This window comes from Tepidibacter hydrothermalis (genome assembly GCF_029542625.1).
In the GTDB taxonomy this organism is placed as follows: domain Bacteria; phylum Bacillota; class Clostridia; order Peptostreptococcales; family Peptostreptococcaceae; genus Tepidibacter_A; species Tepidibacter_A hydrothermalis.
In genome coordinates, this window is the sequence record NZ_CP120733.1 from 3,222,675 (window position 1) to 3,235,919 (window position 13,245).

Here is a 13,245-nt window from a genome sequence, read left to right on the forward strand (position 1 = left end):
TACCTCTCATCTTGACTTTTATTCCAACCCATTTTTACTAGTTAAATCCTTGCCTTTTAATACTTTTTCTATTAACTCTGGAAGTAGATTTGGTGTAGCTCCAAATGTAGGTATATCTAACGCAGCAAATTTTTTAGCCAATCTTTCATCATATGCTGGAATTCCATCATCTGATATAGCTAATAAACAAATAACTTTTACTCCTGATTCCTTCATATCTTTCATTCTTTTTATTAACTGTGCTTGATTTCCACCTTCATAAAGATCTGAAATAAGTATAAAAATAGATTGTTCAGGTTCAGTAATAAGATCTTGGCAATATGCAACCGATTTATTTATATTTGTTCCTCCACCTAGTTGTATTCCAAAAATCATATCTACAGGGTCATTTTTACACTCTTTACTCAAATCCACAACTGATGTATCAAATGCTACTACATGAGTTTTCAATGCTTTTATACTTGCAAATATGGATCCTACTATTGATGCATAAATAGCTGATTCAACCATAGAACCACTTTGATCTATATCTAAGATTATAGTCCAATTATTAGATTCTCTTGCTCTATTGAAATAATAAAATTTCTCTGGAATAATCTTTTTATGTTCTACATTATAATTTTTTAAGTTTTTACTTATTGTATATTTCCAATCTATTGCTTTAAATGATGGAATAGGAGAGTGCTCTTTTTTATTAATCGCTCCAGCAACAGCTCTCTCTATATCATTTTTCAATCTTTCTTGTATATCCGCTACTAGTTTTCTAACCAATTCTCTTGCTGTTTCCTTTGTTTTTTCAGGAATTTGATCTTTAAGTGCTAATAGTGTTGATACCATACCAATATCAGGTGTAACATCCTTTAAAACTTCCGGTTCAAATAGTAATTGTGTTAGGTTTTTTCTTTCTATAGCATCATTTTGTATTACTGTTACTATATCTTCTGGGAAATACTTTCTAATATCTCCTAACCACTTTGCAAGTCTAGGAGCTGATTTACCAAGGCCTGCACTTCTTTTTGATCCACCACTACTATTATCATCACTTGAAGAAGTATCATCATATATAGCTGCCAATGCTTCATCCATAATTATCTGATCATTATCTAAACAAAATCCACCTTTATCATAATTTTGTAAACACTCTTCACTTTCATTGCCTAATATTAATCTCCATCTTTTTAACTTTTTTATATCCATAATTATATATCTCCAAAATCAAAGTCATCTAAATCCGCAAAAGATTCTTCATCTATTTCTTCTAAAGCTTTTAATACTTCTTCTTCTGATTCTTCATTATTTATATTCCAAATTTTTCCTAGATTTTCACTAATACTGCGCTTATGTTCTGGGCTAAATGAACTAAAGGTTCTTCTCAAAAACACTAGTGCACTACAAAATTCTTCATCCTCTAATGAATTTATATATTCATCTAGTTTTTCTAGAATAATAAGCTTTGAAATAAGGGTATAATGATTTCTAGAAGCCAGCCCTTCAAACCATCCCGCTCCTAAATCCACATCAATTCCTATAGATAATCTACGAGAAATTTCTTGTGATAATTGTTGTTCTGACATTCTATTTTTTTCTAGTAAAATCCCAGCAGCATATCCTGATAATTTAGGATTTCTATCATCTCTATCTGAAAGTTCTGTTAATTTTTCTATCCAAAGTTCACCATCTAATTCGATATCATTATCTTGAATAATTGAATCTATATACGCCATGGCTTTAACCATCTCTTTAGCTTTATCATCATTACAATTACAAGAGTCTATCATTAAAAGATTTAGCTTTAAAGACAATTGTTCTACTATTTCTATTAAATTACTAGTATCAACTTTTCTTAAGCTTCCAAAGCTTATTACTTGATAAATATTCTTAAGTGTCTTTGTAATATTTATGAAATCCTCTGCATCTGCAGATAATCCTTGAACTAGTTTTCTTGCATCATCTACTGCCTTTGACATTCCGCATTTGCATGCTTTTAAAATAAGTTCTGAAGCCTCAGCAATATCTTCACATTCCTTTAACTCTTCATCTAACTTAAATGCAGTAGCAAACTCTATACTATTTCCAAGTAGAACAGCTTCTACTAATTGAATTTCTGACTCTGGTGTCCATTTTAATATCCATTCCTCTTTCCAACTAGCTCTATCTTGAGAAGATTTTTTTTCAATAGCAAAATCTATATTTAAAAACTCTAGTTTATTTAAAAATTCCGATCTTTTTAAGTCTAAAAAAGCAAGCTTTTCTGATTTAACTCTCCTATTCTCTCTCAGGTCTAAGACTAAATCCTGAGCAACTGTGCTTTTATATTTTTCAAGCTTTAATTCTTTTAATTTTCTATAAAAATCATCTTGTATAGGGGTTTGACTTACTCCATTCTCTATATGTCCTATTTCAGTTCCTATTTCAATTCTCATCATAGACTCCGCAACAACTGATTTTTTCCCCTGACCTAAACATACACTACAAGCATCTTGAAGATCAATTAGTGTTGGTATTTTACCTTTGTGCATATAAGTTAACGATTTTGCAAGTCTAACCCCTTCTATTACCTCTGCTGGAGATCTATATGTTCCTGCCTTTCTTAAATCCCTAACCAAATTCGTAAAATAAAGAGCTGGTAGTCTTTCTAAGTCTCCTTTTATCAAACATTCCCACATTAATTGATAATAAAATGGAGCTTTATTCCCTGCACCATATCCAGCTTGACTAGATAACCTATAATATGAATATGGCATTAATGTAATATTAGTTTTAGTTCTAGGCAAAGCTTTTATCTCATCATCACTCATAGGACTTAACTTCATATTTAAGGCTGACACATGATATGCTCCAGTTACAACAACTATCTTTTCTGGTTTGTGACCAGCCTCAATAGTATTTTTAATCTGTCTTCTCATAAAAGCTTCTCTAATTAAATTTCTAGCATATTCTTTTCTATCATGTACAGCATCGCTTTCTTCTATAAGCTGTCTCATCTGCATACAAAACTCATTCATCATATTCCTGTAAGAATCTAAATCTAAATTATGCTCAAAATTTCTTTCCCAAAAAGTTTCATAATTTGGTTCATCATAAATTTGTGCTATTCTTTCATATAAAGAATTTTTATTATATATGTAAGTCTTATTACTTTTTGATTCTTCTTGAGAGCTTTCTTCATCCTTTTTCACTTCAATAGCATCTAACATTAGTACTACATCTGATGGCAAATCTATAAATGATGAATGAACATTATTTTTATTTGCCCAAACTAAAGCTTGATATTCTGGTGAATAAGATGCTATTGGATATAATATAGTTTTTACAGGTAGGCTTTCCGTATATGCCAATATTGCTAACGGAGCTTTATTCTTTGGATTAACGATTGAAGAAATATGTTCATTTGCATCATATAAACCTTCAATCAATACAGCTGTAGGTTTTATTTTTTCTAAAAACTCTAATAAATGATACGAACTGCTAGGTGAAAGATGACGAACTCCAAAAACATTTACATTATCCATTACCCATTTAACTCCTTACATGCCTTGTACAATTTCTGCCACTCTTCTCCTCTTTTTCTCATTACATTCTCTAGGTATTCCTTCCAAACGATTTGATCCTTTGATTCATCTTTTACTATTGCCCCTTGTAATCCTGCTGCAATATCAATATCTTGAATTTCTCCATCTCCAAAACTCCCTGCAAGTGCCATACTATTTGTTAAAAGTGAAATAGCTTCTGCCGTAGAAATAACGCTACTTGGAGATTTAAGTTTCTTACTTTTGTCCGTTGTAATTCCTTCTCTAAGTTCTCTAAATACAGTTACTATCTTTGATATAGAATCTTCTGTTGGAATCTGTGCTTGTAAATCAAGACTAGAAGAAATCTCTTCAACTCTTTTTCTTACTATCTCAATTTCAGTTTCTATATTTTTAGGTGTAGGCAAAACAATAATATTAAAACGCCTTTTAAGAGCTGAAGACATATCATTTACACCTTTATCTCTTGTATTCGCTGTTGCTATTATAGCAAATCCTTTTTGGGCATGAATTTCATTATTTAACTCTGGAATAGAAATATTCTTTTCAGAAAGAATAGATATTAATGCATCCTGAACCTCTGATGCACAACGTGAAATTTCTTCAACTCTTGCAACTTGTCCATTTTCCATAGCTCTAAATACAGGCGTTTTAACTAATGCCTCTTCTGTTGGTCCATTTGAAAGAAGCATTGCATAATTCCAAGAATATCTAATTTGTTCTTCTGTAGTACCTGCAGTTCCTTGAACTACTTTGCAAGAATCACCATGTATTGCTGCTGTTAAATTTTCTGATAACCATGACTTTGCTGTTCCCGGCTCTCCTATTAAAAGCAACGATCTATCTGTTAATAATGTTGCGATTGCAATTTCAACTAATCTTTGATTACCTATATACTTAGGAGTTATTTGAGTTCTTCCCGCCTTGCCTCCTAAAATAAAAGTTCTAACAGATTTGGGTGACATCTGCCACCCTTCTGGAATTGGATCTGTTTCAGCTTTAATTAAAGCTTTAATTTCTTTTTCATATAGTTTTTCTGCTGGTAAACGCATTACATTGTTTTCTGTCTTTTTCACTTAGATAACACCTCTTCTAATTTTTTAACTGACATATCTAAAAAGCGGTTTTCAACCTCTTCATTCTTTCTCTTTAACTTCATAAGATATTCTTCTGTTTCTTTTATATACTCTGAAGGAAAATACGGTATAAATAATATGAAGTTATCTGGTAATCCATTATTATCAATGATTTCTTTTATCTTATTTAAAATTAGCTCATATACTCCTTCATGTCCTATTTTTAGTAATCCAATTATAGATAACATACACTCTATCTGATCTTTATAAAAATCATTATCCTCTCTGTTGGCAATTTTCATAGGTGTTTTCAATTTCTTAAGTAGAAATTCGATACTAACTTTATCCTCTTTATTTAAGGTATAGGCAAGTATATCATATGCCTCATAAAGTCTAAATATCTCATTCCATCTCTTGTCAAATTCTTTGTAAACAGGTACTAACATTTTATCTATATAAGTATGTGATATCCTTGTATACCAACTTCTTTTATACCCTAGGTATTGTAAAAATGCCGATATTGTTCTATATGCCGTATCTTGCTTAATTGTCTTGTTTATAAAATAGGGACTATATATCTCATATACCTCTTCATAAGTTCTACTTTTAAGGGAAATATAAAATTCTAGATCAAAGATTTTATTATTATTCATTTCTCTTCTACTCTGTATTAAATCTCTAACTTTTTCTGGAATATGATCATATTCTCCTATACACTCAATTAAAACTCTTTCTCTTGATCCATAGAATTGATAGTCATACTCTTTTGTTTTCCAGTTATACAAGGTTCCTTCTTCTAAGCACTTTACTAAGAATTCAAACACATCTTCACTTTTATGGTTTCTTATGTCATCTAGAATAATCATTATATCCTCAATATGCTCTACATTCTGTTTCTTAATAAATTTTCCATATAGGTGATTCAATCTTGTAAGTAAAACATCTGCATAATTTTCTGATTCACAATCTCTTATAGCAGCTAAAACTATATCATAATCCGCTTTTTTAATAGCCTTTTTTAATTCTTTTCTTCCTTCTTCCGAATTGATTTTTACAAGACCCAAATAAGCAGCTTCTCTAATATCTTTTATTTTAGATTTTGCTTGCTCTAATAAAATATCTTCCGTATCTTTCATATTTCCTAAAATGTTTACAGCTTCTATTTTAATTTCTTTAGAACTATCTTCTAATAAGTTAATAACGAACTCTCTTTCATCCTCTTCAAGGATTTGTCCCATGAGATTTAGTTTGCGTAAATCATTTTTTTTGCCCATTTTATTAAAGCTTTCTTTTAAAAGAGGAAGATACTCAGGATTATTATGCTCTGATAGTTTTTCATAAATAAGCTCACCTATTTCTCCATATTTATCGTCTAATCCCCTTATAAGTAGTGGAATTAATCTAAAATCAGAGCATATCCCCTCTCTAAAACCTTTTGCTATTTCATTATAACGCCCTCCACCTTTAGTAGTTAATGCTGTTACTACTGGTGCTATCAAGTTATTTGATATATTTGTACTCATCTCACCAGAATTTCCTTGAAGAATTTCTATTTCACCGTCTATATCAGTTTCAGCTTGTGTAAGTAATATTGCATCTACTAAGTTTAAAAGAGAAATCAAATTATCTTCACTTTCATCTTTTTTTGAATTTATAAGAGTATTAATTCTATCTTTAACCATTTTAAATGGTCTTATTTTCTGACCTAACTTTTCAAATTTAGGTAATAATTTTTCCAATTTATTATTACCTATTCCTAACTCACTTCCAGCCATTCCTAATTCTATACATTCTTTTTTTAGTTCTATTAATAAATCTTTACTCATAATATGCCTCCTAATAAGTCAACCTTACAATTTTTTCTTTATTAACTATACTAAGTGGATAAGCTTCTAATCTTTTTGTTTGTACATCATAATCAAACTCAACTAATATAGCTTGACTTGTCATATAATCAGAATTAAGTAAATATAATACGCTGCAGCCTAATCTATCAGAATCTTGTTTTAAAACGAGTCTTTTTCCGTCTATATCTTCTATCACCCAATTATCATCTATTTTCCCTAATTTAGAATAATGAAGTAAAACATTAGGAAGAGTCTTATTTAATGGGCTTTTAATATAGTTTTTTACTTTTTTTACAACTTCATCATAGGATTTTTCAGCATAATTAAAAGCCTTTTCATAATCATTAGCACTAGCTTCTTTTATAATCATTTCTTCCCATCTAATTCTTGGATTTGAATCTCCAGGATATATGTATAAAGTAGGAATTTCTAATAATGTTGATACTGGATATTCTCCTTTAGGATCTGATTTTCTTTTAATTGGTCTATAATTATATGTAGTTTGAATATCTCCCGTATTTAAGTTCATGAATATTCCTTTATCTATGTTTTCTCCTCTAGCATCATCTGTGAAAGAAGTAAAAGAAAGTTGAATTAAATTAGCATCTTTTTCAAACTGTCCTAATTCCTCTAATTCTGTAAGCTTCCAAGCATGTCCTAATAATTCTTCTATATTAGAATCAACTGCAAGGTTCAAATCTTCATCTTCTAATCTATTTAATAAATGTTTCTTTCCTTCTTTGTTAAGAGCTTTTAAATACATTATTTGCTTCATAATAACTTCATTATTTCTCTCTTTATTGCTTAATAATAATGTAAGTCTTTTAAGTTCCGACTGTAATCCCGATATATAGTAGTTTCCAATTTCTTTAACTTGTGAATTTAATTCTTTTATATCTTCTTTAGAAATATTCCCAAAGCCTTTCTTTAAAATGCTTTTAACTATCTTATCTAAAAGTTCAATTCCCTCTAATTGAGCATTTATTTTCTTTTTTATTGCAGTTTTATTTTTCTTTTTAGGTGTTTTTTTCTTCTCAGCTTTGTTTTTTTCTCTTTTTTCTTTTTTCTCTCTTTTTTCTAAAATATCTTCTGGAATACTTTCTACTGTAAATTCCTTTTCATTTGCAAAAGAATACATAAGTCCTAAATTATGTTTGCAAGGAAATTGTTTGCTTGGACAATTACATCTAAACACTGGATTACTTTGATCAATAAAATCAGCAGAACATAAATAATTTTTCTTTCCACTACCTTTACATTCTCCAAAAATTATTGTCTCATCATCTGATTTATTAAGTTTAATAAATGATCCATCATTTGCTAATTGTCTCCCCTTTTTTATCGCATTAGCATTAGTTGCAAGTGAATCTATATATGTTTCATTTATGTTAATCATATCTACAATTTCCTCCCTTTATAGATTAGTCTTATTTTGTCTTTTTAGTAATTTTTCTTTATATTACCATCCGAACATATGTTTGTCAATTATAGTAACGCTTCTTTTTTTACCAGTTTCTTTTTCTTATAGCCGTTTCTATATCTATATCAACTTTATATTTTTTTAATACTAAATATACAGTATCTGCAATCGATTCTCTTGCTACAGTTTCCAATTCACTTCCATTTTCCTCAAATTCTTCTTCTAGATCATTAATAGCTACAGTCATTTCATCTAATTTATTCTGTAATTCTTCTAAAGTGGAATTTCCATTCTCTATAAATTTAATTACTTTTTCAATTTCATCCTTAATCTTATCTACTAAATTATTTGGAAAATAATTATCATTGTACATATCTTGTAACAATTTCATAACGCTACCTCCTAGTTAATATCATTTTAGAAACAGATTATAATATTTGTTATTTATCGTCAATAAGTCATAATGTCTAATATTTCAAACGTTTTTCATGCTTATGTGATAAGAATCAAAATATCACAACATAAAGGTATACATTTCCTGAGAAATAATTATTATATAAGAAACTTATACAAAATAATTCATTATAGGTATTGTTCTTAAGTCCCCTTTTTTGAAATTAATAGTGGCTCTTTTGTACCATATTAACCGTAATAAGTTGAAAAAAATATAAAACATTAATATAATTGAATGCAATGAAATTTGTATTATTTTGTATTAAAATACATTTTCTGATAAATTAGTATTAATTCAGTTAGAGTAAAAATTCTATCTGAATTAAGTTTCACTCTATAAATTTATGATATTAATAGGAGGTTTTGTAATGGTATATTCAGTGTCGATAGATGGTTTTGAAGAACAAAACATGCAAGTAAAGATAGGTGGTCTAAGAGGTCCTCGTCTGTTAATCAATGGTGAAGTTGTTCCAAAAGGTAAAAAAAGAAAAATGACAATCAAAAAAGATGATGGAAGTGAAGTTATTGCTACATTTAAAAACAAATTAGTTGGACCACCTAACTTAATAGTAGATGGTGAAGAAACTCATGTGACAGAACCTCTAGAATGGTATGTCCAGGTATGGTGCTATATGTCTCTTCCTTTAATTTTTATAGGAGGTGCATTAGGAGCATGCCTTTCAATAATTGCATGCAGCATTAATACTGTTATTTTTAAATCTTCGATGAATGTTATTTTGAAATATATTCTATCATTGGTAGTAACATTAATGGCAACTGGTATGTATTTAACTCTAGGTTATATGGCAACACAAGCATTAAGATAGATAAAAATATCAACATAAATCTATCTATTTCCTAAGTGATGATTATCATATGGAAATTTTATACAAATAAATTCATTATAAAAACTCGTTTATTTTGATTTGTAGAAGATTTTTTACAACTTTAAAACTACAATGACGAGTATTGAAATGTCTTACCTAATATTTCAATACTCGTCATTTTTAATTATTATTCTTAATTCTATATTCAAAATCTATTTTTGTATCTACATAACCTCATCAGAGCTAGTTAAAGCTATTTCATCATAAACAGATAAAATCTTTTCTTCTCCTCTGGATATTTTTAAATACTCTAAAGCATCTTTCTTTTACTTTTTTTATCAGTAATAACAGCACCTAGTGATACTTCACTACCCGTTCCACATGTTGTAGGTATTGTAATTAATATTTTACCTATATTTGCTGCTACATCTATTCCTTCATACTGTGCAATTGGTTCTAGATTTGTTAAAAGTATGTTGACACCCTTTGCTGTATCAATAACACTACCTCCTCCAATAGCGACAATTGCATCAATCTTCTCTTCTCTAGCGATAGAAGCTGCTTTCTCTACTTAGAAGAAGGTGGATCAGGTGTAACTTCATCAAATTCTACTACTTTAATATCTTCTTCTTTTATACTATTTATAATAGTGTCTACGATCCCATCAGACTTAATTCCTTTATCATAGATACACATACTTTGATCAATAAAATCAGCAGAACATAAATAATTTTTCTTTCCACTACCTTAATATTTAATTTATTATAATAAATTAAATATCCATACTATTAAGAATTTCTTTTAATTTAATTAATTCATCTTTAGTTAAAGTAACGCCCTTTCCCATCTTCTCATGTTCTGATGACCAATCTCTCAAATCATATTTTGCTTCTCTATTGTTCCAGCTGATCAAATTTAACTCTTTAGACCAACCTTTGTTATTCTCTGATATTGTACCTACTGTCTCTTTTATTTCATATTTTATGTTCGCCATTTTAATTCTCCTTTTTATATTATTTATTTTAATCTAAAACAATTGTGTTTTTCATACTATGTATTGATATCTATATGCTGCATTTTACTTTCTAATCTCTAAAATCTATTTTACCTGTTACTGCTTCTGATATAAGAGATTGTTTTGCTTGTTTTAATTTTTTGATTTGGAGTTTAATTTTTGTAATAGTTTTACTAATATCATACACTTTTCCTTCTAAATACTGATTTATTTTTATTTGCTCTGATATTATAGATACAGCTATTGGAAATTCAAGTACTTCCTTCAGCGTAAGACTAGCTTGGTTTGCAGTTCCATGAGCATGTAAATCCAAGTATTTTCTAAATTTGTTACTGCATGCTATTCGAAATAGATATCCGTTATCTATGCTATCATTAATCACTCTAAATATTACAGTATTTTGATTTAATAATGCACCATCAAAATAAATTGGAACTTTTGCGATTTGGCCAACCGCAGAATTCACAACATCAGGCGTACTACCTACTGTACTCATAACAATATCATTTTTCTTTAATCTTACTTGTTTGTATTTTTCGATTTTTTCTTTATTAATGAATACTTTATTTTCTACTATCGTATTATTTTTAATTTCACTAGCTCTGATGACTGGATGTCCATGATCACAAAATAAACTTGAATTAAATCCATATCCCTTTATAGTATCACAGAAATACTTTAACTTAGTTATTTTCCATTCCTTAGGTACAACTCCCAACCATTCAATACCACTATCCTTCATTTCTGATGGCTTTCTTTGTACCAATTCTCCATCAACAATTTTTACCTTACCAGTAACAACTTCAGATATGAGACTCTTTTTAGCTTCTTCAAGCTTTTGAATAAGCTTTTCTTTTTTTAAAATTATTGAATCAAATTGAGTTGTTTTTGTATCTAGGAAGTTAGCAATTTTTTGTTGTTTATATTCATTGCACCATGGGATTTTGAAATTTCTTAGTTTATTCATATTTATTGATGGCACAGCACCAGGATTAATAAACCAATCCATATCAACACTTGATAATAAATAATAATAATATTTATATTTTCCTTTTTTATTTGATAAAGCAAGCATATTATTATCAATTAAACAATCAACTTTATTTATTTTTCTATGATTTTTTCGTAATGCTTCGCCTATTTTAGCCATTAAAATTGAGTTTTTATTAATAATGCTCCAATTATTTAATTTGCAATCTCTATATGATACGTAATTTATAGCATTTCTAACATTAATCTCATTAGAATTTATATCACTCACTTTTAAAAAAGGTATTTCACCACGTCTCTTACCTTGCATTTCTATCGGAAATCCATTTCCAGAAATATCTTTAAGAGTTCTTTTAAGTGATTCAACCTTCCAGTCGTTTGGTATCTTTCCTAACCACTCAATCCCACTATCCTTCATTTCCTCTTCACTTTTATACTTAATCTGATACATTATCCAATCACCTTCTTGATATCTGATTGAATTTCTTTCTCTAATTCATTTATCTCAAGCATAATGTCTTTAAAAGGTCTAAGTTCTTCGTACTTATAGAAATATCTTGTGAATGAAATCTCGTATCCAATTTTTGTTTTTGAGTGATCAATCCAAAACTCATTTATATGAGGTTTTACTTCACGTTCTATATAATTTAAAATGTTCTAAAATGGTACCTATAGATTGGACACATAAAAAAGAGTGTCTAGTTTATAGGTACTTTTTTGTGTATAATTATCATTGAATATGGAGGCCTTTAGTATGAGTAAAATTACATTTTCAAAAGACAATATTGAAAGATTAAATAAGAACCCTTATGTAAAGCGCGTTAGCGAGAAGTCAATAACATACTCTGACGAGTTTAAAATAATGTTTATTGAGGAGTATTTAAGAGGAAGCACACCACGAACTATTTTCATTGATGCTGGATTTGACGTTGAAATACTTGGTGTCAAGCGCTATGAACAGGCGGCAGCCAGATGGATAAAAGCGTACAAGAAAGATGGAATTATAGGATTAAGTGATACTAGAAGAGTGAATTCAGGCAGACCAAGTAATGCTCCAGTTTCAAAGGACGATATTATTAGCAAACAAGAAGCTAAAATAAAACTGCTTGAGGAACAATTAGAATTGCTAAAAAAGCTCGACGTGACAGAAAGGAGGCTGGTAAACAACTGCGTAAATCTAACAAATAATGAAGTATATGAGTTAATTTTAAAGACTGTGTCTAAAAAAGATTATTCAGGCACAGTTTCTTATTGCTGCTCAATTTTAGGGGTTTCACGTTCAGGTTATTATCATTATTTAAAGACAGCACCTTCTAGAACTATAAGGGAGAATGAAGATTTAAAAGCTAGAGATATTATATTAAAGGCTTATAATTATAGAGGTTATAAGAAAGGTTCTAGATCAATTAAAATGACACTAGAAAATGAGTTTGGTATTATATACAGTAGAAAAAAAATCCAAAGGATTATGCGAAAATACAGTATAGTATGTCCTATAAGAAAAGCCAATCCGTATAGAAGAATAGCCAAAGCGACAAAAGAACATAGAGTAGTACCTAATCTGCTACAGAGAAATTTCAAACAGGGTATTCCTGGCAAGGTGCTACTTACTGATATCACATACATCCCTTACGGGATAAATAAAATGGCATATTTATCAGCTATCAAAGATAGCTCTAGTAACGATATTCTAGCATATCATGTATCTGATCGAATTACTTTAGATATAGCTACAATTACAATTAAAAAATTAGTTAATACACATAAAGCTGATTTACATGATGAAGCTTTTATCCATTCTGACCAAGGGGTCCACTATACAAGCCCTAAATTCCAAAAATTACTAAAAAGCCATAATCTAGGACAATCCATGTCTAGACGTGGTAACTGCTGGGATAATGCACCTCAAGAATCCTTCTTTGGTCATATGAAGGATGAAGTAGATTTCAAAACATGTTCTACACTTGAAGAAGTAATTAATAAAGTTGATAATTACATGGATTACTATAATAATTATAGATGTCAATGGGGATTAAAAAAGATGACTCCTAAACAATTTAGAAATCATCTTTTGAATGCAGCTTAAC

Annotated in this window: 12 protein-coding genes; 2 read left to right on the forward strand and 10 right to left on the reverse strand. The window is 29.3% G+C overall.

The window, feature by feature from the left end; translation table 11 throughout:
- Positions 1-18: 18 nt before the first annotated feature.
- From P4S50_RS15195 to P4S50_RS15220, 6 genes are all read right to left on the reverse strand, one after another.
- Entirely contained in the window at positions 19-1,197 is a 1,179-nt protein-coding gene (locus tag P4S50_RS15195; RefSeq protein ID WP_277731662.1) for a VWA domain-containing protein, read from the reverse strand.
- Positions 1,198-1,199: 2 nt separating this feature from the next.
- The gene (locus tag P4S50_RS15200) at positions 1,200-3,512 is read right to left on the reverse strand and encodes a DUF5682 family protein (protein ID WP_277731663.1); all 2,313 of its coding nucleotides are present in this window, start codon (positions 3,510-3,512) and stop codon (positions 1,200-1,202) included.
- Entirely contained in the window at positions 3,512-4,606 is a 1,095-nt protein-coding gene (locus P4S50_RS15205; RefSeq protein ID WP_331489630.1) for an ATP-binding protein, read from the reverse strand. Before P4S50_RS15205 ends, P4S50_RS15200 begins: the two co-directional genes overlap by 1 nt.
- On the reverse strand, positions 4,603-6,432 hold the full coding sequence (locus tag P4S50_RS15210) for a HEAT repeat domain-containing protein (RefSeq protein WP_277731664.1): 1,830 nt from the start codon (positions 6,430-6,432) through the stop codon (positions 4,603-4,605). The genes P4S50_RS15205 and P4S50_RS15210 overlap by 4 nt, the downstream gene beginning before the upstream one ends.
- 10 nt (positions 6,433-6,442) lie before the next feature.
- Positions 6,443-7,849 carry a hypothetical protein gene (locus tag P4S50_RS15215; protein ID WP_277731666.1) on the reverse strand — a complete coding sequence of 469 codons (1,407 nt, stop codon included), beginning with the start codon at positions 7,847-7,849 and terminating at the stop codon, positions 6,443-6,445.
- A gap of 109 nt (positions 7,850-7,958) precedes the next feature.
- A complete protein-coding gene (locus P4S50_RS15220; protein WP_277731667.1) occupies positions 7,959-8,264 on the reverse strand; it encodes a DUF5713 family protein in 306 nt (101 codons plus the stop codon).
- A gap of 430 nt (positions 8,265-8,694) precedes the next feature.
- Between P4S50_RS15220 and P4S50_RS15225 the strand changes: the two genes are divergently transcribed.
- Entirely contained in the window at positions 8,695-9,153 is a 459-nt protein-coding gene (locus P4S50_RS15225; RefSeq protein ID WP_277731668.1) for a hypothetical protein, read from the forward strand.
- A 310-nt stretch (positions 9,154-9,463) separates the two neighbouring features.
- Here P4S50_RS15225 and P4S50_RS20290 read toward each other — a convergent pair whose 3' ends face one another.
- The 4 genes from P4S50_RS20290 to P4S50_RS15240 all read right to left on the reverse strand — a co-directional run bounded on the left by P4S50_RS20290 (position 9,464) and on the right by P4S50_RS15240 (position 11,609).
- Positions 9,464-9,706, reverse strand: coding sequence for an iron-containing alcohol dehydrogenase (locus P4S50_RS20290; RefSeq protein WP_416390161.1), 243 nt, complete (start codon positions 9,704-9,706; stop codon positions 9,464-9,466).
- Between the two features lie 14 nt (positions 9,707-9,720).
- Positions 9,721-9,849 (reverse strand): hypothetical protein, encoded by a 129-nt coding sequence (locus P4S50_RS15230; protein WP_277731669.1) that lies wholly within the window; start codon positions 9,847-9,849, stop codon positions 9,721-9,723.
- 76 nt (positions 9,850-9,925) lie between these two features.
- Entirely contained in the window at positions 9,926-10,147 is a 222-nt protein-coding gene (locus tag P4S50_RS15235; RefSeq protein ID WP_277731670.1) for a YdbC family protein, read from the reverse strand.
- Positions 10,148-10,238: 91 nt separating this feature from the next.
- Positions 10,239-11,609, reverse strand: coding sequence for a restriction endonuclease subunit S (locus P4S50_RS15240; RefSeq protein ID WP_277731672.1), 1,371 nt, complete (start codon positions 11,607-11,609; stop codon positions 10,239-10,241).
- Positions 11,610-11,912: 303 nt separating this feature from the next.
- On the opposite strand from P4S50_RS15240, the gene P4S50_RS15245 reads away from it, so the two are divergent.
- Positions 11,913-13,244 (forward strand): IS3 family transposase, encoded by a 1,332-nt coding sequence (locus P4S50_RS15245; protein ID WP_277730718.1) that lies wholly within the window; start codon positions 11,913-11,915, stop codon positions 13,242-13,244.
- The last annotated feature ends 1 nt before the right edge of the window (position 13,245 follow it).